The organism is Phenylobacterium montanum (assembly GCF_018135625.1).
Classification (GTDB): Bacteria; Pseudomonadota; Alphaproteobacteria; order Caulobacterales; family Caulobacteraceae; genus Poindextera; species Poindextera montana.
In genome coordinates this window covers 24458-50392 of sequence record NZ_CP073079.1, presented here as the reverse complement: position 1 = coordinate 50392, position 25935 = coordinate 24458, and the positions used below count along the sequence as shown (strand labels likewise).

General features: G+C 67.5%; 24 protein-coding genes and 1 riboswitch. Of the genes, 12 read left to right on the top strand and 12 right to left on the bottom strand.

Features of this window, described 5'->3' with window-relative positions:
- Positions 1-7: 7 nt before the first annotated feature.
- The 11 genes from KCG34_RS25550 to KCG34_RS25500 form a co-directional block, all read right to left on the bottom strand.
- Complete coding sequence (locus KCG34_RS25550; RefSeq protein WP_211940972.1) at positions 8-208, bottom strand: hypothetical protein; 201 nt, start codon at positions 206-208, stop codon at positions 8-10.
- A gap of 2 nt (positions 209-210) precedes the next feature.
- Positions 211-477 (bottom strand): VirB3 family type IV secretion system protein, encoded by a 267-nt coding sequence (locus KCG34_RS25545; protein WP_211940971.1) that lies wholly within the window; start codon positions 475-477, stop codon positions 211-213.
- 1 nt (position 478) lies between these two features.
- Positions 479-829, bottom strand: a complete 351-nt coding sequence (locus KCG34_RS25540; RefSeq protein ID WP_211940970.1) for a TrbC/VirB2 family type IV secretion system protein — start codon at positions 827-829, stop codon at positions 479-481.
- A gap of 80 nt (positions 830-909) precedes the next feature.
- Positions 910-1218 (bottom strand): hypothetical protein, encoded by a 309-nt coding sequence (locus KCG34_RS25535; RefSeq protein ID WP_211940969.1) that lies wholly within the window; start codon positions 1216-1218, stop codon positions 910-912.
- 351 nt (positions 1219-1569) lie between these two features.
- Positions 1570-1800, bottom strand: a complete 231-nt coding sequence (locus tag KCG34_RS25530) for a response regulator transcription factor (RefSeq protein ID WP_249138396.1) — start codon at positions 1798-1800, stop codon at positions 1570-1572.
- 340 nt (positions 1801-2140) lie between these two features.
- Positions 2141-2479 carry a copper-binding protein gene (locus KCG34_RS25525; protein WP_211941042.1) on the bottom strand — a complete coding sequence of 113 codons (339 nt, stop codon included), beginning with the start codon at positions 2477-2479 and terminating at the stop codon, positions 2141-2143.
- Positions 2476-5631: an efflux RND transporter permease subunit gene (locus KCG34_RS25520; protein WP_211941041.1), complete on the bottom strand. Its 3156-nt coding sequence runs from the start codon at positions 5629-5631 to the stop codon at positions 2476-2478. Before KCG34_RS25520 ends, KCG34_RS25525 begins: the two co-directional genes overlap by 4 nt.
- Positions 5628-7124 (bottom strand): efflux RND transporter periplasmic adaptor subunit, encoded by a 1497-nt coding sequence (locus tag KCG34_RS25515; RefSeq protein WP_211941040.1) that lies wholly within the window; start codon positions 7122-7124, stop codon positions 5628-5630. The genes KCG34_RS25520 and KCG34_RS25515 overlap by 4 nt, the downstream gene beginning before the upstream one ends.
- The gene (locus KCG34_RS25510) at positions 7121-8350 is read right to left on the bottom strand and encodes a TolC family protein (protein WP_211941039.1); all 1230 of its coding nucleotides are present in this window, start codon (positions 8348-8350) and stop codon (positions 7121-7123) included. Before KCG34_RS25510 ends, KCG34_RS25515 begins: the two co-directional genes overlap by 4 nt.
- 133 nt (positions 8351-8483) lie before the next feature.
- On the bottom strand, positions 8484-8756 hold the full coding sequence (locus tag KCG34_RS25505) for a hypothetical protein (RefSeq protein WP_211941038.1): 273 nt from the start codon (positions 8754-8756) through the stop codon (positions 8484-8486).
- A gap of 89 nt (positions 8757-8845) precedes the next feature.
- Entirely contained in the window at positions 8846-9223 is a 378-nt protein-coding gene (locus tag KCG34_RS25500; protein WP_211941037.1) for a hypothetical protein, read from the bottom strand.
- A gap of 497 nt (positions 9224-9720) precedes the next feature.
- On the opposite strand from KCG34_RS25500, the gene KCG34_RS25495 reads away from it, so the two are divergent.
- From KCG34_RS25495 to KCG34_RS25480, 5 genes are all read left to right on the top strand, one after another.
- Entirely contained in the window at positions 9721-10395 is a 675-nt protein-coding gene (locus KCG34_RS25495) for a heavy metal response regulator transcription factor (RefSeq protein WP_211941036.1), read from the top strand.
- Between the two features lie 53 nt (positions 10396-10448).
- A complete protein-coding gene (locus KCG34_RS25490; RefSeq protein ID WP_211941035.1) occupies positions 10449-11822 on the top strand; it encodes a heavy metal sensor histidine kinase in 1374 nt (457 codons plus the stop codon).
- A 92-nt stretch (positions 11823-11914) separates the two neighbouring features.
- On the top strand, positions 11915-13339 hold the full coding sequence (locus tag KCG34_RS25485) for a TolC family protein (protein WP_211941034.1): 1425 nt from the start codon (positions 11915-11917) through the stop codon (positions 13337-13339).
- Entirely contained in the window at positions 13336-14406 is a 1071-nt protein-coding gene (locus tag KCG34_RS25975) for an efflux RND transporter periplasmic adaptor subunit (protein WP_249138405.1), read from the top strand. Before KCG34_RS25485 ends, KCG34_RS25975 begins: the two co-directional genes overlap by 4 nt.
- Positions 14403-17561: an efflux RND transporter permease subunit gene (locus tag KCG34_RS25480; protein WP_249138404.1), complete on the top strand. Its 3159-nt coding sequence runs from the start codon at positions 14403-14405 to the stop codon at positions 17559-17561. Before KCG34_RS25975 ends, KCG34_RS25480 begins: the two co-directional genes overlap by 4 nt.
- 46 nt (positions 17562-17607) lie before the next feature.
- Here KCG34_RS25480 and KCG34_RS25475 read toward each other — a convergent pair whose 3' ends face one another.
- A complete protein-coding gene (locus tag KCG34_RS25475) occupies positions 17608-18156 on the bottom strand; it encodes an MFS transporter (RefSeq protein WP_249138403.1) in 549 nt (182 codons plus the stop codon).
- A gap of 204 nt (positions 18157-18360) precedes the next feature.
- Between KCG34_RS25475 and KCG34_RS25470 the strand changes: the two genes are divergently transcribed.
- The 7 genes from KCG34_RS25470 (at position 18361) to dpdA (ending at position 25914) form a co-directional block, all read left to right on the top strand.
- Positions 18361-18717 carry a DMT family protein gene (locus KCG34_RS25470; protein ID WP_211941031.1) on the top strand — a complete coding sequence of 119 codons (357 nt, stop codon included), beginning with the start codon at positions 18361-18363 and terminating at the stop codon, positions 18715-18717.
- Positions 18718-18787: 70 nt separating this feature from the next.
- Positions 18788-18847, top strand: a riboswitch (Fluoride riboswitch).
- A gap of 113 nt (positions 18848-18960) precedes the next feature.
- Positions 18961-20190, top strand: a complete 1230-nt coding sequence (locus tag KCG34_RS25465; RefSeq protein WP_211941030.1) for a cation:proton antiporter — start codon at positions 18961-18963, stop codon at positions 20188-20190.
- A complete protein-coding gene (locus KCG34_RS25460) occupies positions 20190-20615 on the top strand; it encodes a universal stress protein (RefSeq protein WP_211941029.1) in 426 nt (141 codons plus the stop codon). The genes KCG34_RS25465 and KCG34_RS25460 overlap by 1 nt, the downstream gene beginning before the upstream one ends.
- Before the next feature lie 116 nt (positions 20616-20731).
- Positions 20732-21946 (top strand): MFS transporter, encoded by a 1215-nt coding sequence (locus KCG34_RS25455; RefSeq protein ID WP_249138402.1) that lies wholly within the window; start codon positions 20732-20734, stop codon positions 21944-21946.
- Positions 21947-22727: 781 nt separating this feature from the next.
- On the top strand, positions 22728-23495 hold the full coding sequence (locus KCG34_RS25450; protein WP_211941028.1) for a hypothetical protein: 768 nt from the start codon (positions 22728-22730) through the stop codon (positions 23493-23495).
- Entirely contained in the window at positions 23492-24631 is a 1140-nt protein-coding gene (gene dbpB, locus KCG34_RS25445) for a DGQHR domain-containing protein DpdB (protein WP_211941027.1), read from the top strand. The genes KCG34_RS25450 and dbpB overlap by 4 nt, the downstream gene beginning before the upstream one ends.
- A complete protein-coding gene (dpdA, locus tag KCG34_RS25440; RefSeq protein WP_211941026.1) occupies positions 24631-25914 on the top strand; it encodes a tRNA-guanine transglycosylase DpdA in 1284 nt (427 codons plus the stop codon). The genes dbpB and dpdA overlap by 1 nt, the downstream gene beginning before the upstream one ends.
- The last annotated feature ends 21 nt before the right edge of the window (positions 25915-25935 follow it).

Below are 25935 nucleotides of genomic sequence, written 5' to 3'. Positions count from 1 at the left end.
TGGGACCTCACGTCTGCCGGCCGAGCGCGCAGTTGGCGAAGGCGAACGCGAAACTGGCGACGGCGCCGGTCAGGGCGACGGTGCTGGCGAGGCGACCGCGCGCCAGCGCCGGCCAGGTCGGAAAGCCGGTGAGCGGCGCCCAGACGAGGGCGGCGGCGAACGCAATGGCGCCGGCCGGGGAGGTCAGGGCGTGTGCGACCGCGCCCACGGTCAGGCGTCCCAGTAGGGCTTTTGGCGGATGTGCCGCTTCAGGGCGTCGAAGAAATAGGGGTCGCGCTTGTTGAGCCAGAAACAGGCGGCGTGGACCACCAAGCCCAGTGGCAGGCCGATGGCGGGGACCTGAAGGCCCAGCGCCAGCACGGCGGTCAGCGTGCCGTTCAGCACGGCGATCATGCGGGGCACTCCGGCGATCGTCACCGGCTCCGACAAGGAGCTGTGAAAGCCGATCTCGAAGCCCTCGATCTGAGAGACGGCCACGTCAGAACACCGCGCCCGAGGTCAGGTTGAAGAAGCTGGAGATGAAGGTCGTGGCGGTGAAGGCGATCGCCAGCCCAAAGACGATGCCGATGCCCTTGCGCATGGCCGAGCCGCCTTCGGCGAAGGCGAAGCCAAGGCCGGTGATGACGATGGCGATGATGCCCACAGCCTTGGCCACGGGGCCCGCCAGCGAGTCCTGCACGGTCTGCAGCGGGGTTTCCCACGGCATGGACGTGCCGCCGGTCGTGCCGGCGAGCGCGGGGGAGGTTAGGATCAGGGCCGCGGCGACCACCACAAGGGGGCCGGCGGCGCGTAGATGGCGACGGGCGCGAGCCCAGCGGGCGCGGGACATGGGTGTCTCCAGGTCAGGCCCGGCATTCGCGGGCTAGCAAACCTCACTCCGCGACTCACGCCGGTCAAGTGCCTTTCTTGCTATTTCGGCGCATCATGGGCGTTTATATCTTTTTTGGTGTCGCCACCGGATTCGCCAGCGCGGGCGGCCTCGGGCATGACCAGCATGAGCAACTGGCCGATCAAGGCTGACTGGGACGAGGGTGTCAGCATGCGCAATTCCGCCGCCGCATAGGTCGAGAATTGAATGCGGCTGGTGAGCATCGGGCGGAGGGGGGCCTGGTCGGGTATCAGGTCCCGCAGGACGGACGCCAGGTCGAAGATGCTGGGTTCGCCCAGGGCGAGGCTGGCGGCGTGGAGACAGGCGCCGGCAAGGATCAGGGCCGCCAACGTGGAGTTCGCGAGGCCGGGCGGGCCCTGCGAGAGAAATTCCCGCGCGAGGCGGCGGGCGGCGAGAACGTCGCCGGCGGCGCCAAGCGCCAGGGGCTCGTCGTGAAAGCACTCGAAGGAACGAACTGACACCAAGCACCCATGCGCCGTTACCGGGTGTGGCGGCGGGGCGGCACGGACACGCTATCGCGCGTTCCATGCACCTGCCCCTTTGGCGCACCTGTTGTCGGGTCCTTACGGTCCAGCAACCACCAGGTGAGTCTGGCGGGCGGCGGGCCGGATCGCAATACGGCGGAAATTCTAGGGTATAAATGCCCTAGCGAGTCTTCGAGATCCTAGGCGGACCATGGCCTACGAAGTTCGACCGGGGATCAGGCGGGAGCGGATCGCCTTGGCCACGGCCTGAGCGCGATTGCGAACCCCGAGCCGCGCGCAGGCGTGGGTGACGTAGTGGTCGACCGTCCGCTTCGACAGACCAAGCGCTGCGGCGATCTCGGCCGAGGTCTCTCCGGCCGCAATCCGCGTCAGGCATTCGAGCTGCCTGGGGGTGAGCTGGATTGGGGAGGAGGACCGCTTATCCACGGCGGACCAGGCGAAGTGACGCCACCCTGTTGAAGCCGTCCGCAACGCCGCTCAGATGCCGTCTCCCTGATACCCGCCACGCTTGCAGGCCTTGATTGCATTCCAGGCGACAAGACCCCTCGCCGGTCGCGAGCCCTTTGTGGCTCCGAACCGTTGAGTTTTCCGAGACAACCTGACGTATATCCTCAGGCCTATTTGAGGGTTACAGCCGAGCTTCGCAAGGGGGCGGTGAACAGCCACGTTTCAGCTACCAGTTGTGCCGGCATAGTGGTGGATATGCCAAACCGCCGAACGCCCTTCCATCGGCAGGCGTTCGGCGCGAGGGCGCGGTCAGCGGTAGCTAGCTGTGGGGTCGCACCGCGGTGACGTCGGCGTCCATGCCCCGCACCGTCGTGTCGAAGCCGATGGTCTGGCCAACCTTCAAGCCCTTGAGCAGGGCGGCAGGCTTGGCTTTGAAGGTCATGGTCATCGCCGGCCACGACACGGCCGGGATCGGTCCGTGCTGGATCGTTAGGGTGCCGGCTTTCGGGTCGATGGCCTTGATGAGGCCCGTCCCCTGGCCATGCTTGGCGGCTGGTGCGGCGGACATGCCTTTCATGTTCGACATATCGTCGGCCGCCGCAGCGCCGGCGGCCGTGAGGGTGAGGGCGCCGACAACGGCGTAGGCGATAGCTCTCATGATGAACTCCTTTGGGTCTGAGAGGCTGGGGTGGACTTGGAGCGACGGCGCCGCAGCAGCAGGTAGGCCGCAGGGACGACGAGCATGGAGAGGAGCGGCGCGGTGAGCATGCCGCCGATCATCGGCGCGGCGATCCGGCTCATGACTTCCGATCCGGTCCCGTGGCCGAGCAGGATCGGCAACAGGCCAGCGAGGATCACTGCCACGGTCATGGCCTTGGGCCGCACACGCATCAGCGCGCCTTCGCGAACCGCGTCCTCGACCTGAAGGTCCGTGGGGTCTTCCCCGCGATCGGCCAGAGCGTCCTTCAGGTAGATGAGCATCACCACCCCGAACTCGGCGGAGACGCCGGCCAGGGCGATGAAGCCGACGCCCGTGGCGACCGACTGATGGAAACCCAGCCAGTAGAGGGTCCAGATCCCGCCGGTGAGCGCGAAGGGCAGGGTGCCCATGATCAGGGCCGCCTCGTCGAAGCGGCCGAAGGTGACGTAGAGCAGGATGAAGATGATCAGCAGGGTCGCGGGTACGACCAGCTTCAGCCGCTCGACCGCCCGCTGCAGGTATTCGAACTGGCCCGAGTAGGCGATCGAGACCCCGGGGGAGAGCCTCACGTCCTTCGTCACCGCACGCTGCAAGTCCCCGACGACCGACGCCAGGTCGCGGCCGCGCACGTCGACATAGACCCAGGTCGACGGTCGGCCGTTCTCCGTCTTGAGCATCGGAGGGCCTTCGGCGATCTGCAGCTTGGCGACCGCGCCCAGCGTAATCTGCTGGCCGCCTAGCGTGAGGATGGGCAGAGCGCGCAGGCCCTCCAAGCTGTCGCGAAGCTCGCGAGGATAGCGGACGCTGATCGGATAGCGGGCGAGGCCTTCGACTGTCTGGCCGACGTTGTCGCCGCCGATCGCGCCGGAGACGATCGCCTGCACGTCGGCGATGTTGAGGCCGTAACGGGCGGCTGCGGCGCGGTCGATGTCCACGTCGACGTAACGCCCGCCGGTCAGCCGCTCGGCCAGGGCCGAGCTGACGCCGGGCACGGTCTTGGCCGTCGTTTCGACGTCATGGGCGATGCGGTCCAACTCGGCCAGGTCCGAGCCGGAGACCTTGACCCCGATCGGGCTCTTGATGCCGGTCGCCAGCATGTCGATGCGGTTGCGGATCGGCGGAACCCAGACATTGGCGAGGCCGGGGACCTTCACCGTCCGGTCCAGCTCCTCGACCAGCTTGTCCGGGGTCATGCCCGGCCGCCACTCAGCCCGAGGCTTGAACTGGATGGTGGTCTCGAACATCTCCAGCGGCGCCGGATCGGTGGCGGTCTCGGCGCGCCCGGCCTTGCCGAACACGGTCTGAACCTCCGGCACCGTCTTGATCAGCCGGTCGGTCTGCTGGAGCAGCTCCGAGGCCTTGGCCACCGAGAGGCCGGGCAGGGCCGAGGGCATATAGAGCAGGTCGCCCTCGTTGAGCTGCGGCATGAACTCGCCGCCCAGATGGGCCAGGGGCCAGGCCGTGGTGGCGAAGGCCAGCACGGCGATCAAGAGGGTCATCCGAGGCCGGCCCATCACCCAGTCCAGGACAGGCTGGTAGAGCGTGGTGAGTCCGCGGTTGATGGGATTGCTGGTCTCGGCCGGGATCCGGCCTCGGATCAGCCAACCCATCAGTACAGGGACCAGGGTGACCGACAGGATCGCCGCCGCGGCCATGGCGTAGCTCTTGGTGAAGGCCAGCGGGGCGAACAGCCGCCCTTCCTGCCCTTGCAGCGAAAAGACCGGCACGAAGCTGAGGGTGATGATGATCAGGCTGAGGAACAGGGCCGGTCCAACCTCGGCCGCCGCCTCGGTGACCACGATCCATCGCTTCTCGCCATGCAGGTGTTCGCCCGGGTGGGCGGCCTCCCAGCGCTCGATCTTCTTATGGGCGTTCTCAATCATCACCACGGCGGCGTCGACCATGGCGCCGATGGCGATGGCGATGCCGCCGAGCGACATGATGTTGGCGTTGACCCCCTGCACGCGCATCACCAGCAAGGCCGCCAGCACGCCCAGGGGCAGGGTCAGGATCGCCACCAGGGCCGAGCGCGCGTGGCCCAGGAACATCGCGCAGACCAGGGCGACGATGATGAACTCCTCGATCAGCTTTTCTCGCAGATTGCCGATCGAGCGATCGATGAGCTGGGATCGGTCGTAGGTCGGCACGATCTCGACGCCGGCCGGCAGACTCTTCTTCAGCTCAGCGAGTTTGACCTTCACCGCCGCGATGGTTTCGCGGGCGTTCTTGCCGGAACGCAGGATGACGACACCCCCCGCGACCTCGCCCTGGCCGTTCAGCTCGGCGACGCCGCGCCGCATCTCCGGGCCGATCTGGATGGTGGCGACGTCGCCCAGCCGCACCGGCACGCCGCCGGCGGCCGTCTTCAGGGGAATGGCGCGGAAGTCGTCCAGCGTCTTCAGGTAGCCGGAGGCGCGGACCATGTATTCGGCCTCGGCCAGCTCCAGAACTGACCCGCCGGTCTCCTGGTTGGCCGCCTGGATGGCGGCGACAACCTGCTGGTGGGTGACGCCGTAGGCGGCCAGTTTCACCGGGTCGAGCACCACTTGGTACTGTTTGACCATTCCACCGATGGAGGCGACCTCGGCCACGCCGGGCAGGGTCTTGAGCTCATAGCGCAGGAACCAGTCCTGCAGGGAGCGCAGCTCGGACAGGTCATGGTGGCCGGTGCGGTCAACAAGGGCGTATTCGTAGACCCAGCCGACGCCGGTGGCGTCCGGTCCAAGCGCCGGCTTGGCGCCCTCCGGCAGGCGGCTCTGGACCTGGTTGAGGTACTCCAGCACCCGCGAGCGGGCCCAGTAGAGGTCGGTGCCGTCCTCGAACAGCACATAGACGAAGCTGTCGCCGAAGAACGAGTAGCCCCGCACCGTCTTGGCCCCGGGGACCGACAACATGGTGGTGGCCAGGGGGTAGGTGACCTGGTTCTCGACGATCTGCGGCGCCTGGCCGGGATAAGGCGTGCGGATGATCACCTGAACGTCGGACAGGTCCGGCAAGGCATCGACGGGCGTAGAGCGCACGGCCAGGACGCCGGCGGCCAGCAGCGCCAGGGCGCCCAGCACCACGAAGATGCGGTGACGGACGGAAAGGCGGATCAGGGCGGCGATCATTGGCCGGCCGCCGGGCTAAGGCGGCGGATCACCGGACCCTCGGGCTTCTGTTCGAATCCGAAGCCGACCTGGTCCCCGACCTTCATGCCCTTGGCCAGCGACGGCGGATCGAGCCTGAAGGTCATGGTCATCGCCGGCCAGCCGATGGCGGGAACCGGCTCGTGGCTGAGGGTGATCGCGCCCGCGGTCAGCGCCTCGATCCGCCCCCGGGTCTCGTAGAGCGCCGCCTTGGGTGGGGCGGCGGCGCTTTGAGGGACCGTGGCGCTCGCCAGCGGCCGGACCTGAACGCCGGCCAGGCTGGCCTCCGAGTCGATCAGGAACTGCCCGGAGGCGACAACCTTCTGGCCCTCGCCGAGGCCCGCCAGGATCTCGGTGCGATTAGCATCCTCGCGTCCGACCTGGACCTCGACCGGTTGGAAGCGGCCGCCGTCGCCGGCGACCATCACCAGGGATCGCTTACCCGTCCGGATCACGGCTTCCGACGGCACGAATAGCGCCGGGTGGGCCGCGCCGCTCAGGTGGACCGTCGCGAACATCCCCGGATGCAGGCGGCCGGCTGGGTTTGGAAGCTCGATGCGGACCTGCAGCGTGTGACTGTCGATCTGGGTGGTCGGCAGGATGGCGGTCACGCGGCCGGTGAAGACCTCGCCCGGAAAGGCCGCCAACTCGGCCCGGGCCGCCCGTCCCACCTTCACCTGCCCGCCCAGGGCTTCCGGAACGGCCGCGTTCAGCCAGACCGAGCCCAGCCCCGAAATCTGGGCCAGGGTCTGGCCCATGCTCACCGTCATGCCCTGGCGGACATCGAGGGTCTGGATAGCGCCGCCTTGCGGGGTGGACACGGTCACGACCGTCCGGGCTCTGCCGTCGCGCGCCACGGCCTCGATCAGGCTGTCGGGCATCCCCAGCAGCCGTAGCCTCTGACGAGCGGCGGCTTCCAAAGCCGGACCGCCCGACTGTCGGACGGCGAGGTACTCAGCCTGGGCGCCGCCCCAGCTGGGGACCAGGAGATCAGCGATCGGGGCGCCGGCGGAAACGATGTCTCCCGGCGCGCGGGCATAGACGCGCTGAACGAACCCGGCGGCCCGCGCCTGAATGATCGCCACTTGCCGCTGATTGAAGTCGAGGACGCCCGTGGCGTCCAACCCATCGGCGAAATCCCCGCGCACGACGGCGACCAGTCGGACGCCGAGGCTCTGGGTGGTCGCCGGGTCGATCTGGACCCCTGGAGCCGCCCCGCCCGCGGCGTCGGCCGCGTAGCGGGGCACCAGCTGCATGTCCATGAAAGGCGACTTGCCCGGCTTGTCGAAATGCTGCGCCGGGACCATCGGATCGTACCAATAAAGCGGCTTCGCCCCAGCGGCGCCTGCCGTCGCCAGCGGCGGGGACGGGGGCTTCTGCAGGTGGGCGACGCCGTATCCGCCGGCCCCAGCGAGGGCCGCGATCGCCACGCCCGCGAGGGCCAGGCGCGCCGGAGACAAGGACCGAGTTGTCATTGCGCTTGAGCTCCAAAGGTCAGGACGATCCGGGCGCCGTCACGCGTCACGTCGGCTTCTCGGTCGATGGCGTCGATGCGGGCCTCGGCCAGGGCGAGGAAGGCCTGCAGCACGTCCGACAGGCTCGCCGTGCCGGCGCCATAGGCGGCCGTCTCGAGGTCGGCCCGCCGTTTGGCCAGGGGGACAAGGGTCTCAAGCGCCCTGTGCAGGCGGTCGTGATGCATGGCGTGATCGGCCAGGCTGGCGTCCAAGGTCGCCAGGAGTTCGCGGCGCGCCGCTTCGCGCTCGATCCGGACACGCCCGGCCGTCTCTGTGCGGGCGGCGATGACCGGGTCCTGTCGGGCCCCGGCGAACAGGGGCAGGCTCACCGTCGCCTGGACCATCACCATGTCGCCAAAGCGTGGATCGCGATGCTGATAGGCCAGCTCCCAGCTCCAGTCGGAATGCTTGTCGGCCTTGGCGGCGTCGACGTCCGCGTCCGCCTGGCGGCCCATGGCGTCGTAGACCGCAAGGGCGGGGAGTTGGTCGAGCCCGGCGTGCAAGGCGGCGGCGTCAATCGGGTAGTCGGGCGGAATGCCGGCGACCTCCGCATCCGCGTCGCCCGTCCAGCGCACCAGCTCGGAACGAGCCTTGCCTACGGCGGCGACGAGGTCCGCGCGCCGGTCGCCCAAGGCCGCCGTCAGTTGTTCCGGTTCCAGGGTCTGGGCAGGCCGCATCGCGCCCGAGGCGACCTGCGATGGCGTCGCGTCGCGAAGGGGGGCCAGGGCCTTGTCGATGTCACTGAGGGCCGCGAGCCGGCGCTCGGCGTAGAAGAGGTCGATCCAGGCGAGCGCCGTGTTGAGCCTCACCTCGCGCCCCTGCGCCGTCTCATTGGCTTCAGCCGCGCCGATGTCGGCGGCCGCGCGCTCACGCGCCGACCGCCGTTTGGCGCCGTTCGGAACATCCTGCATGACGCCCACCCGAGCATCGCTGAAGTCGTCGCGCTCGGGGTGACCGGCAACGGGCCCGGAGACCGGGAATCCCTCGATGCCAAACGCCAGCTTCGGATCGGGAAGGCGGCCCGCCGCGATGGCCGAAGACCGGGCCGCGCGGACGTCGGCGGCGCGCGCCTGGAGCGTCGGGGCCGACTGGTCGGCGAGTTTCAGGGCCGCCTCGAAGGTCATCGGGGCGGCGTGGGCGGCGCCGGCGACCATCGCCGACACGGCAAGAAGCCAGGCAGAGCGCATGGAGGTCTCCTGTCGGACAGATCAGTCCGTGGGGTGAAACTAAGGCGCAAAGCATCGGCGGAGCGCTCTGGCGCTCCGCCGACACCTCTCCGCCCTCGCGTCAGGGGATAACCGGCGCGAGGCTTGGAGCCGGCTAGCCGTTCGAGGGCGTCGCGGAGGCCGCCGACATCTCGGCGCACCGCTGCCGCATCTCCGCGGCGCTCATCTTGGAGGGATCACAGGGCGCCTCGCGCATGTGCTCGGCGGCCTCCTTGGTCCAAGTCACGCAGTGGGTCGTCGGCGGCGTGTTCTTGGCCATGTTGAAAGTCTGGCAGATGAACCCGCCGACGCCGTGGGCGGCCGCGGCGGTGGCGACGGAAAGGCCGAGCGTCAGGGCGCCGGCGGCCGATATCGTACGCATAGTCATGGGAAGTCTCCTGGAATTGATCGTTGAGGGCCGGACGGAATCCGGCGCTAGCGCGCAAGCGCGCTTCCGCAGGCCAGTGGCCTACAGGCTCAGGCGATCGATCTGGGAGGTCGTTCGAGCCGACTAGGCTCGTGGGGCTTCAATGAGGCGACCCGCGCCTGCGGGAGCGCCTCGCGATCCGGCGGCGCCAGGAACGCAATAGGGGTGTTCGGCAGAGCGGCGACTACAGCGCACATCGTCGCGCAGGACTGGGCGCAGTCGGAACTCTTGTGCTTGCTTTGCCCAGTATCCTTGGCCGGATCACAGCACGGATCGGCCTTCTGAGTGTCGGCCTGGGCCATGCCTGGCATGTCGGCCATCGCCACGCCCATCGACGCATGGTCATGGCACGAGGCGTGCGCCGCCGCAGCGGCTGCCGGGCTGGTCAATAGGCCAATAACGGCCAGAAGGGCGACGACGAGACGCATGCGTCCTCAGTATAGACGAGGTTCCGTCTCACGCCACCGCATTAGTCCAGTACGTGCGGCGCAGCCTCAATCGGACCCGCGAGGGCTTCGATGACGCGGCACTGGGCCGCTGCGCCACGCCAGTCCGTCTCCAGCACGTGCCCCAGCTCGATTTGCAACACATTCATCCAGCGACGCAGCATCCGAAAGGGGCTCGTGGACGTCGCGCGCGTCGCCCTTGCCCGTGAGGTCCACGAACGATGGCCTCGGTTCGGAATCCTGATCTCCTCGGGAAAGCGGGCCGTGCGCCATGGGATGTTCCCAACGATGGGCTCCTCGCTGAAGGCCCTTTCGCGTGTGGCGGCCACGGACGACCATGACGAAAACGTCATGCAAACGTCAGCTCGACGTAATTTGGCCGCGTGCATACAGGGTGTCCCCCTCACGTCCGGCCGCATAGATCAATGTGCGACCCGAGTGCGTGCGTGGTCAGCCAACCAAGGACACGTGTCGCCAAGGTGAAGATTCTGATCATCGAGGACGAGGCCAAGACCGCCGCCTACATCAAGCAAGGGCTGACGGAGAATGGCTTTGTCGTGGATGTGACCGCCGACGGGGATGACGGCGCCCACCTCGCCACGTCGGGATTCTACGATCTGATCATTCTGGACGTCATGCTTCCGGGGCGCGACGGCTGGTCGATCATGACCGAACTCCGCCAGCGAGGCCTAGAGACGCCGGTGCTGTTCGTGACCGCCCGGGACGCCGTCGACGATCAGGTCCGGGGCCTGGACCTCGGCGCCGACGACTATCTCGTCAAGCCGTTCGCATTCTCAGTGCTGCTCGCGCGCATCCGCACGATCCTGCGGCGGGGTGGGGGGCGTTCAGCGTCTGTCCTGCGCGTCGCGGACCTCGAGCTGGACTTGATCCGCCACCGGGCCACACGGGCGGGCAAACTGCTGGACCTCACGCCCAAGGAGTTCACCCTGCTGTCGCTGCTGATGCGCCGGATGGGGGAAGCGGTCTCCCGCACCCTGATCGCCGAACAAGTCTGGGACATCAATTTCGAGAGCGAGTCCAATGTCGTCGATGTCCATGTCCGGCGTTTGAGGCTCAAGGTGGACGATCCGTTCGGCCAGAGGCTGATCCACACCATCCGCGGCGTCGGCTACGTCCTCGAAGAGCGGCCCTGATCATGGCGAGACCAGGGGGGCTCCGCCGTTGGACGGGCTCGATCGCACTGCGATTGACGGTCTGGTACGCGATCTCCGGCTTCACCCTGATCTTCGCGGCGACAGCGTTTCTCTATTGGATCCTGGCGGCCAACCTCGCTCGCGAAGACACCCGCCTCCTGGAAAATGAGTTGGCCAACATTCGACTGATCCTGCGCGCAGCGCCCGCTGGCGGCTGGACCGCGTCAGGCGCCTCCACAGCGCCGCGGCGCGACCGCGAACTCTATGTTCGTTTGCTCGACCAGACAGGGTCCGTGCTCCTCGAGAGCCCCGGGATGACGATGGTCTTGCCAAGACCCACTCGACCGACGTTTGCGGCGGTGGCGCGCCTGGGCTCTGTGGGAGCAGACACACGCTCGAACACCGGCGAACAGTTCCGCTCCTTGATCGCCCCGGCTGCGGTGGACCGCATCCCCGGCGGCTACATCCAGGTCGCCATAAACCGGACCGACGAGGAGCGGCTGATCGCGCTTTACCGCGCGCGGATGGGATGGGTGCTGGGCGTTTCGCTGCTCGGCTCGGCCCTGGCCGGTTATCTGATCGCACGCGCCGGCATGCGGCCAATCCGGCGCATCGGGGGAACCGCCGGGCGGATCGGATCCGGAACCCTCCACGAGCGGATTCCAACGGTGGGGTTGCCCTCGGAGCTCCAGGTCTTGGCGGAGGCGTTCAATGCGATGCTCGGCCGCCTCGAAGACGGCTTCGCGCGCGTCTCGCGGTTCTCCGACGATGTCGCCCACGAGTTGCGCACCCCGATCAATAACCTGCACGGCGAGATCGAGGTCGCGCTGAACCGCACCCGCGCGCCGCAGGAGTACGAGGCGATCCTTGGCTCCTGCCTGGAGGAGTGCAGCCGCCTCTCGCACGTGGTCAACAGCCTCCTGTTCCTGGCCCGGGCCGACGCGGCGACCGAACCGTTGCAGCGGGAGGTCCTTGACGTCCGTCGCGAGTTGCACGGCGTGGCAGAGTTCTACGAAGCCAGCGCATCGGAGGCCGGCGTGTCGCTCATAGTCGCCGCGCGAGCCGGTCTCGAAGCACGGCTGAACCGGACCCTGCTCCAGCAAGCGGTTGGCAACCTCGTGTCGAACGCACTCGCCCATACGCCGGAGGGCGGGCGCATCTGCATTCAGGCGCAGGGCAGTCCCGCCGGGCTCAAGGTGACGGTGGAAGACACCGGCCGCGGCATTTCGCCTGAACATCTGCCGAGAGTGTTCGACCGGTTCTTCCGCGCAGATCCCGCCCGCAGCGGCGCGGGCCAGAACGCGGGCCTCGGTCTTTCCGTGGTGAAGAGCATCGTCGAGCGCCATGGCGGCGAGGCCGAAGTGTTCAGCGAACCCGGCTCCGGCGCCAAGGTCGTCCTGACGTTTCCGTCGAGTTCTGAGCCCTGAGCGAAGATGACGAGACCGTCATCTGCCCGTAATCGCAGCTTCAGTTCGCGCCAGCTATAGAGCGCCGTTCCTCAGAGCTGGCGGACCGGTGAATGCGATTGCGGAGGGTTGTTGTCCAGGCGCTGGCGGGCTGCGCGGTCGTCGCGCTGGCCGGGTGCGCGAGCTATCGGCCAGAACCCATCGCGCCGGCCTCCACCGCGGCGGCGCTTGACGCCCGGACCCTCGCCGACCCGCGCCTGAACGCATTCCTCGACTCGATGAATGCGCCGCGGCCGCAGGCGCCGAACGCCTGGAGCCTCGAACGCCTCACGCTCGCGGCGCTCTTCTTTCATCCGGACCTCGACATCGCCTACGCGAAGCTGGCCGTGGCCGACGCGGGCGTCAGGACGGCGCACCAGCGGCCGAACCCCACGATCAATCTCCTTCCGCAGTACAACGCCACCACGACCGTACCGTCGCCCTGGACGGTCGGCGGCGCAGTCAATCTGGTGATAGAAACCTTCGGCAAGAGGACTTATCGCACCGACCAGGCGCGGTATCTGGCCGAGGCTGCACGCGACGACATCGGCACGGCCGCCTGGCAGGTGCGCGGCCGTGTCCGCACGGCGATGCTGGACCTTTGGGCGGCCCGGCAGCGGGTTCGGCTGACGGCGAAACGCTTGGCGCAGGAAGAACAGCTGGTCACCCTGCTGGAGCACCGGCTCGCGGTCGGAGAGGCGTCTGCCGTGGACGTCGCGCGCGAGGGGATCAATCGCGACCAGGCAGCCGTCGCGGTCAAGGACGCCGAGAAGGTGGCCGCCACGGCTCAAGCCCAGCTGGCGACGGCCCTCGGCGTGCCCGCGAGGGCGCTCGAAGGGGTCGAACTGGACCTCGCGGTCTTCGACCAAGTCCAGGGGCCAGCGGATGCCATGACCGGACCTTTGCGGCAAACCGCGCTGACCGGGCGCGCCGACATCCGATCGGCCCTGGCCCAATATTCGGCCGCGCAATCGGCGGTGCAGCTGCAGATCGCCAACCAGTATCCGAACCTGACCCTGGGCCCCGGCTACACGTGGGATCAAGGCGACAGCAAATACAGCGTCCCGCTGACGCTCGACCTGCCGGTCTTCAACCAGAATCAGGGGCCTATCGCCGAGGCGCTCGCCCGGCGCCGTCTCTCGGCGGCGACCTTCCTAGGCCTGCAAGCTCAGGTCATGGGGGCGGTGGATGCCGCGGCGGTCAGCTACGGGCGAGCTGACCAAAGCTTGGCGACGGCCGAGGCGGTGCTGGCCGCTCAACGGGATCGGCAGGCGCGCACCGAGGCTCTTTTCCGCGCTGGGCAAGTCGATCGGCCGACGCTACTGGCCGGCGCGCTCGAGGTCTCCGCCGCGGAAATCGCGCGCCTGGACGCCGTCATGGCCCAGCGCCAGGCGCTCGGTCAGCTCGAAGACGCCCTTCAGCATCCGCTGTTCGGGTCCGGCGCGGTTCTTCCCGTTCTTCCGGCCAGCCCTCGCCTCGACGCGGAGCCCGCGCAATGATTCGACCCCGATCTTCGGCCGTTCGGCCGCTCTGGCTGCTGGTGGGCGCGGTCGCGCTCGCGCTGATCGCCCTGATCACATGGCGGGTGATCGACGGCGGCGCGGAGAAGGAACGGGAGGCCGAGCGCGAGAAGCCGGTGGCGGCGCCGCAGCGGGTATCTACCGCCGATGGCGCGACCATCGTCGCCGTGGATCTCGACGACCAGCGCCGCAACGGCCTTCAGACCATGCCGGTCGCGGCGGCGACAGCCCCGGAGACCGTGCAGGCCATCGCCGCCGTCGTCGACGTCACGCCCTACGGTATGCTCGCCCAATCGCTGCTGAACGCCCGGGCGCAGACCGCCACGGCCCAAGCCAAGGTCGAGGCCTCCAAAGCGGCCTTCCAGCGGGCCCAGTTGCTCTACAAGGACTCCCAGAACATGTCGCTGGCGCAGCTCCAGGCGGCGGAGGCGACCTACCAGGCCGACGCGGCAGGCTTGGCGGCGGCGCAGACCCAGGCGACGACTGCGGCCGCGACCGCGCGGCTGCAATTCGGGCCCGTGCTCGGCGCCTCCCTGGACCGCAGGCTCGGACAGGATCTGATCCAGCGCCGAACGGTGCTGCTGCAGGTGACCGCGCCTGCGGGTATGGCGGTCGCCCGGCCGCCGACGACCCTGACGGTGCGGCCGGACAACGGTCCGGCGGTGTTCGGGCGTCTCGTCTCCGCAGCTGTGACGACCGATCCCAGAATCCAGGGGGCGAGCTTTTACTATGTCGCGCCGGCCGCAACCGGCCTCCTGGCGGGTCTCAACGTGACGGCGGAGCTGTCAACCGGGGCGGTCCGGAGCGGCGTGGTCGTCCCCGCCTCGGCGGTGATCGTCTGGCAGGGGCAGTCCTGGGTCTATCAACGGACCGGCCCCAAGACCTTCAAGCGCGTGGCGATCGCGGTCGCCGGATCAGGCGCCGGCGGCGCCTACGTCGTGACCAACCTCCCCCCAGGGGCCCAGGTGGTGACGTCAGGCGCCCAGCTGCTGCTGTCCGAAGAGATGCGGCCCCAGACCAGCCAAGCGGCCGGAGAGACCGATTGAGCGCCCAGCACCCCACGGGCTTGCAGGCCCGGGTCATTGCTTTCGCGATCCGCTTCCGCGGCATCGTCGTCGCGCTGGCCTGCCTGCTGGTCGCCTACGGCGTCTATGCGCTGGGCCAGGCCAAGTACGACGTCTTCCCGGAGTTCGCGCCGCCGCAGGTGGCGATCCAGACCGAAGCGGCGGGCCTCACCCCCGAGCAGGTCGAGGTGCTGGTTACCCGGCCGATCGAGACCGCGGTCAACGGGCTGCCGGGCGTGCAGACGCTGCGATCGACTTCGATCCAGGGCCTTTCGATCGTCAGCGTTTTCTTCGGTCCCGCAAGCGATATCTATCGCGACCGCCAACTCGTGGCCGAGCGGCTGGCCTCAGCCGCCCAGCAGTTGCCGCAGGGCGTGCAGCCGCCGGCGATCACCCCGCTGACGTCCTCGACCAGCACGGTGCTCGTCGCGGGCCTGACGTCGAAGACGCGCAGCCAGATGGATCTGCGCACGGCCGCGGAGTGGACCACGCGCCTGCGGCTGCTCGCCGTGCCGGGCGTCGCCGACGTGATCGTCTTCGGCGGCGACACCCGCTCGATCCAGGTGCAGGTGCACCCCGACAAGCTCGTCCGCTACGGTCTGGGCCTGAACGACGTGATGGCCGCCGCCCAGCAGGCTACGGGCGTGCGCGGCGCGGGGTTCGTCGACACCAAGAACCAGCGGATCGTTTTCCAGACCGAGGGCCAGTCGCTGAGCGCGGACGAGATCGCCCGCACCGTGGTCTCGAGCCAAGGGGTCGGACGGGTGACCCTGGGCAGCGTGGCCGATGTCGTCGTGGCGCCCGAGCCGCCGATCGGAGCGGCCCTGGTCCAGGGCAAGCCCGGCGTCATCCTGAACATCTCCGAGCAGTACGGCGCCAACACCATGGAGGTGACCCGGGGCGTCGAGGCGGCGCTGGAGGAGCTTCGGCCGGCGCTGAAGGCGCAGGGGATCGAGCTTCAGTCGAACCTGTTCCGGCCGGCGAACTTCATCTCCACCGCGCTTTCCAACATCCGCACCTCGCTGATCCTCGGGGGCGTGCTGGTCGTGGTGGTGCTGTTCCTCTTCCTCTTCAACCTGCGCACCGCGGCCATCTCATGCGCCGCCATTCCGCTGTCGCTGCTGGCCGCGATCATCGTGATCCAGCGCCTGGGCCTGACCCTGAACACCATGACCCTGGGCGGCCTGGCGGTCGCCGTCGGCGTGGTGGTTGACGACGCCGTCATCGGCGTGGAGAACGTCGCGCGCCGCCTGCGGGAGAACCGGCGGTCGGACAATCCGCGGCCGGAGGCCCGCGTCGTGTTCGAGGCGATCTTCGAGGTCCGCGGCGCCGTCGTATACGCCACCCTGGCCGTGATCCTGGTGTTCCTGCCGATCATCGCGCTTTCGGGCATCGCCGGCCGGCTGTTCGCGCCCATGGGCATCACCTACATCCTGGCGGTGCTCGCCTCGCTCGTCGTGGCGCTCACCGTGACGCCGGCGTTGGCCATGATGTGGCTCGTGGGCCGCCTGCGGGAGGTTGCCGATCCGCCGGTGGTGCGCTGGTCGCGAGGCCACTATCAGCGGCTTCTCGACGGCATCGTCGGACGTCCAACGCCGGTGAGCATCGCTGCCGCGGCGTTCACCGTGCTGGCCTCAGCGGCGCTCCCGTTCTTCGGCGCCGGGTTCATCCCCGAGCTCAAGGAAGGCCACTACATCATCCACATGTCCGCCGCGCCGGGGACTTCGCTGGAGGAATCCGCCCGGATCGGCGCGCGGGTCGCGGACGCCCTTCACCGTATTCCGGAGATCCGGTCGGTGGGGCAGCGAGTCGGCCGGGCGGAACTGGCCAGCGACACCTGGGGAACGCACTACAGCGAGTTCGAAGTCGACCTGAAGCCGCTCACCGGTGAACAGGCCGAGGAGGTGCAGGGCGAGGTGCGCAAGGCCCTGGCCGGCTTCGTGGGCGTCAACTTCTCGGTCAAGACCTTCCTGACCGAGCGCATCGAGGAGACGCTCTCCGGCTACACCGCCGCGGTGGCGGTCAACGTCTTCGGCAACGATCTCGACCTCCTCGACCAGAAGGCCCAGGTGGTGGCGACCGTCCTCGGCGGCGTGCCCGGCGCCAGCGAGGTGCAGGTCCAGTCTCCGCCAGGGCTGCCGCAGATCACCATCCGCCTGCGCAAGGGCGACCTGCTGCGCTGGGGGCTCGATCCGGTCCAGGTGCTCGACCTCGTGCGCACCGCCTACCAGGGCGACGTCGTGGGCCAGACCTATGAGGGGAGCCAGGTGTTCAACGTCCTGACCATCCTCGACCGCGACAGCCGCGGCGACCCCGCACGGATCGGCCAGTTGCCGCTGCGCACCCCGAGCGGCGTATTCGTCCAGCTAAGTCAGGTCGCCGACGTCTTCGCCGCGCCGGGGCGCTATCAAGTGCAGCACGAGGGGGCGCGCCGGCTGGTCACGGTCACCGCCAATGTGGCCGGGCGCGACGTCGCCTCCTTCGTGAAGGACGCCAAGGCCGCGATCGCCTCGGGAGTGAAGCTTCCGGCCGGCGCCTATGTGACCTTCGCTGGGGCAGCCGAAGCCCAGTCGAAGTCACAGAGCGATCTCCTGCTGAACTCGCTGGTCGCCGGCGCTGGAATCGTCCTCTTGCTGTCCGTGGTCACGCGCAACTGGCGCAACCTCCTGCTAGTGCTCGCCAACCTGCCGTTCGCCTTGGCCGGCGGCGTGCTCGCGGTGTTGATCACCGGCGGCATGCTGACGCTGGGCTCGATGGTGGGCTTCGTGACGGTGTTCGGCATCAGCCTGCGCAACTCGATCCTGATGATCTCGCATTTCGAACACCTCGTCGAAGTCGAGGGCCGGACCTGGGGCCCGCAGACCGCGATCCAAGGCGCCGCAGACCGGCTTGTGCCGATCTTGATGACCTCGCTCGTCACCGCACTAGGCCTCCTGCCCCTAGCGATCGGCATGGGCGACCCCGGTCGCGAGATCGAGGGGCCGATGGCGGTCGTCATCCTCGGCGGACTGATGACCTCCATGGCGCTCAATCTGCTCGTGCTGCCGACGCTGGCGCTGGCGTTCGGACGGTTCGAACCGGCGGTCGATGTGCTTGCTGAGTCCGCCCCGCCGGCCGCTTCCCCGCAGGGCGTTTGATCCCGGCGTCGCGCCTCGAATGGATGCGCGTCGGCCTGCGGCGCAGTCAGGCTTGTCGCCGCCGAAGCGTAAGGCCCGCAGCGGCCAGTGCGGCGAAGACTGCGCCCACGAGGAAGGTGGACGATGGTCCATAGCGGTCCCAGAACAGCCCGGCGATCCCACTGGCCGCCAGGAGGGCCGCAGCCGTCGCCAGGTTGAAGATGCCGAAGGCCGTGCCTCGCAAGTCCTCTGGCGCAGTGTCGGCCACCAGCGCCGAAAGCAGGCCTTGGGTCAGCCACATGTAGAGGCCCCAGAGGGACACGCCCACGAAGAGGCCCGCCAGCCCCGGCATGAGCGCGAGCGCGAGGTCTGCGCAGGCGAGGGCGGCCAAGCCGGCCACGAGCACCGGCCGCCGGCCAATGCGGTCGGAAAGCGCTCCCGCGGGCGCCGAGGTGGCCGCATAGACCACGTTCATCACCACCATGACCACCGGCACGAGCGCGAGCGGGAGCCCCGCAGCCCTGCCTTTGAGGACCAGGAACGCTTCGCTGAAACGCGCCAGGGTGAGCACGACGCCGACGCCGATCACCCACCAGTAGTCCGCGCTTAGGCGCACTAAGTCCTGGCCGCGAATCGGCCAGCCCTTTTGGCCGCTGGGCTTGAAGCTGGGAACTCCATCCCCGCGCCAATTTCGAGGATACAGGCGGGCGGTCAATGGCGCCTCCGACGCCGTGGCGGTAAGGGTCGTCGACCCCAACACCGACGGATGAACAACCGTCCAAAGCCTGATCACCCTGTGACGCTTCGGATTAGCACGCTCATGCAAACCATAGCCGCCCGCCTTACGCCCGTCCTTCTGCTCATCTGCTCGAACGTCTTCATGACCTTCGCCTGGTATGGACACCTCAAGTTCAAGGACCGTCCGCTCTGGCTGGTCGTCCTGGCAAGCTGGGGGGTAGCCCTCTTTGAGTATTGCCTGGCCGTACCCGCCAACCGATTCGGCAGCGGCCTCTACTCGGCCGCGCAATTGAAGGCGATGCAGGAGGTGATCACCCTGATCGTTTTCGCGATCTTCGCGGTGACCTATCTTGGTCAGAGGGTGACGATCAATCAGGTGCTCGGTTTCGCGCTGATCTCCGCGGGAGCCTTTTTCGTGTTCCGCGCCCCGATCCCCTGACGTCCCCAAGAATCAAATCGTCGCGGGCACGTTGCTCGAACAGGTGCGTTTGGCTAGCATCGGCGCAAATCGAGTTTCCGGGGATGGAGTCCCCCGCAACTGCCCCAGGGCTGATGACTCCTACCTTCGGTGTGGCGGACACGTGTCCCCGCCGCCAAGGTAGGAGCAGGTCCGTTCCTCCTCGTGCGTGACACGGTGACGCCGATCCGGCCTGCGCCGGACGGCGAGTGGAGCGAGGCGGATATGACCCACGTCTGGGCTCTTGCGGCGCTGTGGTTGGGTCTGGCGCTGGTCGCGACCTTGCTGTCGATCTGGCTGCGGATCGCCACGGCGCTTTCGGAAATCGTCGTCGGAACCATCGCCCAGCTGATCATCGGGGCGATCATCGGCCAGGCCGTGCTGGGGACCGGTGAATCCTGGATCACCTTCCTGTCGGGCGCCGGCGCCATTGTGCTGACCTTCCTGGCCGGCGCGGAGCTCGACCCTCGTGTGCTTGAGACCAAGCTTAAGGAAGTCGGCGCCGTCGGCGTGGTCGGATTCACGGCTCCGTTCGTTGGCTGCGCGGCGGCCGCCTTTTTCCTGCTCCATTGGGAGCTTCGGCCGAGCCTGCTCGCCGGGGTGGCCCTGTCGACCACATCGGTCGCCGTCGTCTACGCCGTGATGCTGGAGTTCGGCCTCAACCGGACGGACTATGGCAAGACCATTCTCGCGGCGTGTTTCATCAACGACCTGCTGACGGTGCTGGCGCTGGGGCTGATCTTTGCACCGTTCACAATCAAGACGCTGATCTTCGCGGGCGGATCGATCGCCGCCTTTGCGGTGCTCCCCTGGCTGACGCCCCGCTTCTTCCGCTGGTACGGGGGGCGGCCCTCCGAACTCGAGGCGAAGTTCCTCCTGCTGATCCTGTTCGGCCTCGGCGCACTGGCCGCGTGGGCCGACAGCGAAGCGGTGCTCCCGGCCTACTTGGTCGGCATGGTGCTCGCCGGCACGGTCGGCAAGGATCACGTCCTCGTCCGGCGGCTGAGGACTTTGACCTTCGGCCTCTTGACCCCATTTTACTTCATACGGGCCGGATCGTTCGTGGCCGTGCCCGCACTGATTGCCGCTCCCTTGGCGTTCGTGGTCCTGTTGGGCGCGAAGATGGCTACGAAGTTCGTCGGCGTCTTCCCCACTACGCGGTTCTTCAAGAGTCCGCGCCGGGAGTCGATGTACACCACGCTGTTGATGTCCACCGGCCTGACCTTCGGGACCATCTCGTCGCTGTTTGGCCTGTCCCATCACGTCATCAGCCAAGCGCAATATTCGCTCCTGGTCGCCGCCGTGATCGGCAGCGCCGTCGTTCCGACCCTGATCGCCAACGCTTTCTATCTGCCGCACCACCTCCTGCCCGCCACAGAGCCCGACGAGGACGCGGAACTGGAACCGGTCGCAGAGCCCGCGCGGGGTGCCGCGCCAGCCGAGGAGGGTGTGTAGTGTTTCGCAAGATACTCAGCGCCAACGACGGCTCGAACAACGCCTTCAAGGCCCTTGAAATCGCCTGCGACCTTGCAGCCAGATACGCTGGCGAGCTGCACATGATCCTGGTCGAAGAGGTGTCGATCCTACCCGACACCGACATGATCGACGAGATTGCGCAGACCAAAGCCCATGAGGACAAGCTGGTCCGCGGCGAGATCAAGCGCGCCCAAGCTATTGCCGCGCGGTTGAACGTGTCGATCAAACCGCATGTCTTCACCGGCCACGTCATCCGGACGATCGTGGATTTCGCCAACGACAACGCCTTTGACTTGGTGGTGATCGGCGCGACCGGAAACGCAGCTCTGTATGAGCGGATGCTGGGCACACGCGCAGACCGCATCGCCCATCTGCTCCACTGCCCAGTGCTGATCGTGAGGTGAGGGGGCTCCCAGAACCCCAGGATTCTCCTATGGCGCCGGGGATCCCGTAGCCGCCGGTTAGGCCCCGACTGGGCACATGCTACTGACAGACTTTGCAGTTCACGAATGGGATGGCGATGGATCAACAAAAGCAGTCGCCACCGAGGTCGTGGTTCACGCCGGGGGTGGCCGGCATCGGACTCGCCAGTTTCTTCTCCGATGTCGGTCACGAGGTTCCGACGGCGCTGCTCCCGTCCTTGCTCTCCAGCCTTGGCGCGCCCGCTGCGGTGCTGGGACTGATTGAGGGACTCGCCAACGGCGCCTCTGGACTGGCCCGGCTCGCGGGCGGTCCCATCGCCGACGATCCCGGCCAGCGCAAGCAGGTCGCAATCGGCGGCTACGCTTCCACGGCGCTGCTCTCGTCGTTGATCGGCATTGCTGCGGCGTCCTGGCAGGTCGGAGCCTTTCGTGTCGCCGCCTGGACCGCGCGGGGTCTGCGCGTGCCGGCCCGAAACGCGCTCTTGGCCGATATCGCGCCGGCCGACGGCTACGGCCGCGCCTACGGGTTCGAACGCGCCATGGACAATCTCGGCGCCATCGTGGGGCCGGCGCTTGCGCTCGTCCTGGTCAGTCTGATTGGGGTCCGATCCGCCATTCTGGTCTCAATCGTGCCGGGCCTGTTTGCCGCGGCGGCGATCTTCTTCGCCGTCGCGCGCGCGCCGCGCCTGACACGGCGCACGAGCGCACCGCTCAGGATCAAACTGGCGGCACTCGTGCGTGGGCCGCTTGGCCGGCTCCTGCTGGCCATGACCGTGCTCGAACTGGGCGGAGCGGCCGCAACGCTCTTGATCCTGCGCGCCACCCAGGCGCTAACGCCTCATCTGGGGCTACAAGGCGCCACCCAGACCGCGCTCGGCCTCTACATCGCCTACAACGTCGCGGCGACGTTGATCAGCTTTCCTGCCGGCTACGTCAGCGACCATCGCGGCCCAGTCTGGGTTGTGGCGACAGGCGCGCTGATGTTCGCCGGCGGCTATCTTGCCTTCACCAGCGGATCGATCGCCTGGCTGGCGATCGGTTTCGTCCTGGCGGGCCTGGCCGCAGGCGCCCTGGAGACGGGGCAGCACGCCGCGGTCGCCGCGATCGCACCGGCTGATCTCAGAGGTTCGGCGTTCGGGCTTTTGGCGGCCATGCAAAGCTTCGGCGGATTCGCGGCGAGCGCAGTTGCCGGTCTGCTCTGGACGATCATCTCGCCCGCGGCCGCGTTCTTCTATCTCGCCGTTTGCATGGGCCTGGGCGGCCTGGCAACGCTCGTGACCGCTGCGCTCGGCGGTCGGACACCGGAAGCCTAGTGGTGTCGGAGGCGGCGTTGTCTGCCGCGCACGAATCTGCCTAACATATTGATTTATATGGTTAATTTCCGATAAGATATATTAGACGCGAAACTAACGCAGCCATTTAGAAGTGTCACCGGCGCGCCGTTCGACTTGGCCATCTCCCGCCATCGACCAGCGAGCGCTAGAAGCGGAGATGCAGGGCCAGGCTCGCCAACGTCACGACGATTCCGCCCACGATCATCGCCAGATAGATCCAACCCGGCGATCTGCGGCGGAGGCGAGCGCCCCTACTAAGCCGCGTGGTGGTCTGGATCATCCATCTACTAGACCGCAACCGCCGCCATCCGCCAAGCGCTGACGCACCGCCGACCAGGTGGGCCTCGCAGGGCCGCGACCCAATAACTGCGCCCCACGGTCGAATAACGTGGCCCGCCGTTGCCGCAGTTTTTGCTCAACAGATTTTCGAAAAGCGGCGTCTGGGCCTAGCTGTGGAATCAGACATATGCTAACGTCCACACGTAGTAGCTGACATTGTCAGCACCCCAAAATGTGGGGCTCGCCAAGAGAGAGCCGGGCTGGCGAATGACATTTTGGGGCGCAGTTATTCATGAAAATAGGCTCATTTGGACCCAGTAACCCCGCCCGGCGAGGCTCAATTGCCGCTGTGGTTACGATCTGCGCTCAGCAGAAGCGCCTCAAGGTCCCTGCCGAGGGAACGCCCGCCGGTCTAGACCTCCAGACCCAGTCAGATCAGGAACTCGCTTGGCGGAGAGCTGTCGCTACATTGCCCGCTAAGGTGACGGCCGCCGATCTCTACGCAGGGCGCGCGTTCGGCCTGGCGAAGGCCGCCGCCACCACGGCGGCCAGCCCGCTCTACGTGATTTCAGCCGGCCTTGGCCTCGTGCCCGGGGAAGCCGTTGTCCCCGCCTATGGCCTGACGATCGCCCGCGATGTGCCCGACTCCATATCGGCCAAAGTCGACGGGCCTTTTGATCCGACGACGTGGTTCGCAAGCGCAATGGCGGGTAGCCACTCTGTCGGCTGGGGTCATCTCCAAGAGGACGGACCAGGGCGGATCCTCGTCGCGCTGACGAGGCCGTATGCCGAAATGGCAGGCGCTAGCCTTGCCGCCGCACCGCCGCCGGTGCTGGAGCGTGTGCGGATATTTGGAGCGAACCTCATCCGGGCGCTGCCCGAGGCGCTCCACTCCGCGGTACTCCCCTACGATGATCGACTGGATGCCCTGGCGCCCGGGACGCGCTCGGATTTCGCCCAGCGCGCCCTCCTCCACTTCGTGGAACACATTGCGGGCCAACCCATCGATCGCGCCGCCGACGCTGCGGCCGTGCGGTCAGCCCTCTCGCACTTCGAAGCCCCCGAAAGGCCGGCGCGCATACAGCGGTCCGACGCCGACCTGCTGCTCCTGATCAAGGGCCGGATTACGCCCCGGGCGAGCGCCTCTGGACTGCTTCGCCAGTTGCGTGACGTCGATGGCATTGCTTGCGAACAGGGCCGGTTCGCTCGCCTCTTCAGAGCCGCCGTCGCCGATGGGAGCGTGGGATGACCCGGCCCCGCAAGACAACCGAACCCGTCCTTGCCGTTCGCGCGGTTCGCACGGTCCAGGCGGACAAGGCGATCTACGCCTTCTTCATCGCCGGCGCGGACCTGCTCAAGATCGCCGAGATCTCGAGGGTGCATCGCGACGCCGAAGGTTCGCTGCAAGGCTTTCAGCGCAAGGGCATCAAGAGCCACGTCCAAGCGATCACCGACTTCCTGGATCAAGGTCCGGTGCTGTTCCCCAACGCGATCATCCTGGCGATTTCACCGCGCGCCCGGTTCACCGCCGCCCGGGGTGAGCGGCCCGAGGGCGACCTGCGCGTTTCCGAGGCCGGCACCCTGAGAATCCCCTTGCCTCTCGACGGGTCGCGCGCCGCCTGGATCGTGGATGGGCAGCAGCGTTCGATCGCCCTGTCCCAGGCCAAGGACAAGACCTTTCCTGTCCCCGTCGTCGCGTTCGTTTCCGAGGAGTTGGCCGTTCACCGCGAGCAGTTCATCCTGGTGAACAAGGCCAAGCCGCTCGATCCGAGGCTGATCAACGAACTGCTGCCCGAGGTGGACGCCTTTTTCCCGCGCGACCTCTCCGCCCGGAAAATCCCCAGCCTGCTGGTCCATCGTCTCCAGACCTCGCCGGAATCGCCCTTCAAGGGACTGATCCGACGTCTGTCGGAGGATGAGGCCGGCGCCGTCGTGATCGACTCCGCGCTGATCAAGGCGATCCGCCTTAGCATCGGCGGCGCTCTTGGGGCGCTCGGGCCCCTAAAGGCGCACGGAGACACGCCGGCGGACGTAGATGGGATGTACCGCATCCTTGTCGCCTATTGGAGCGCGGCCAAGGCGGCGTTCCCCGAAGCCTGGGGCCTTCCGGCCACCGACAGCCGGCTGATGCACTCCGCCGGGATCGAGGCCATGAGCATCCTGATGGACCGGATCATGGCGCGCGCCGCGCCGGGCGCCGATCTTCAGGCGCACGCCTATGACGCCCTCAGCCGCATCGCGCCCCACTGCCGATGGACGTCGGGCCGATGGACGGAGCTACAGCGGGACTGGAATGAGATCCAAAACCTGCCGCGCGACATCAAACTCTTGTCGAGCCACCTGGCCCGCCTCGATCGCCAGTACGCCTTCGCGAAGGTGGCCTGATGCGCTTCATCTTTGCTGACAGCCTCGACACGATCGACCCGGGTTACGACTTCCTGGCGGACCGAAACGGCGCCGGTCGAACCATCCACCGTGACGACCAGTATCCTCACGAATTCCTCGACGACGCCCCCTACGACGGGATCCTCGTCTCTCGCGGAATCGTCGGAGACGCTCGGCATCCCGGGAAATATTCCGAGGCCCAATTGATGCGCTTTCGCCGGGAGGGCGCCCGCCGCTTCCTGCGATATCCCGAGACCCGTTTTCCCGGCAGCATGATGATGGGCGACTGCGGCGCCTTCACCTATCGCAACCTGCCCGCGCCGCCGTACAGCGCCGAAGACACGGCGGAATTCTACGCCGATGGCGGCTTCACCCACGGCTGCTCACCTGACCACCTGATCTTCGATTTTGATGAGCCTGGCGCCGATCGGTCGATCACCGATGTGCCGGAGGACGTCCGAAACCGCTACGAGATCACCCTCCAGAACGCCGCAGAATTCTATCACGCGGGCAGCCGGCTGGGCGGCGGGTTCACGCCCATGGGCGTGATCCAAGGATGGTCCACCGCCAGCATGGCCGACGCGGCCCGCAGCCTCGCGGACATGGGGTACGATTACCTGGCCATCGGCGGAACCGTGCCGCTGAAGATCGATCAAATCCGTCGGGTGCTGGCCGCCATGCGGAACGCCCTGCCGTCTCGCGTGCGCCTACACCTCCTTGGCTTCGGCAAGATCGAGGAGCTGAGCGCCCTGGAGGAGTTCGGCGTCACCAGTTTCGACACCACATCCCCGCTTCTCCGCGCCTTCAAGGATGCGAAGAAGAACTACTGGATGCGGACGCCAAGCGGCGATCTTTCCTACTACACCGCGATCCGAATCCCCCAGGCGACCGAGAACAACAAGCTCAAGCAAAAGGCGCTGGAGGGGAGTCTCAACCAAGAAGACGCCCGCCTGCTCGAGGACGCCGCCCTGAAGGGAGTCCGCGCCTACGCGGCGGGGGGCGCGACCCTCGAACAGGGGCTCGACGCCGTGATGGACTATTGGGCGGCGCTCAACTGGGACGAGGAAGTCTCCCCCAGTCGGCGCGCCGACGCCGCGGCGAAGCAGCGGAAAGTCTATGCAGACACCCTCACCGATCGACCTTGGGAACACTGCGGTTGCCGAGTCTGCCGTGAGGCTGGCGTCGAGGCGCTGATCTTCCGCACCTCAAACCGCAACAAGCGTCGCGGCATCCATAATCTCCACGTCTTCCACACCCACCTCAGTGAATTCCGGCAGCCATGAGCAAGACCCTTCTCTATTTCA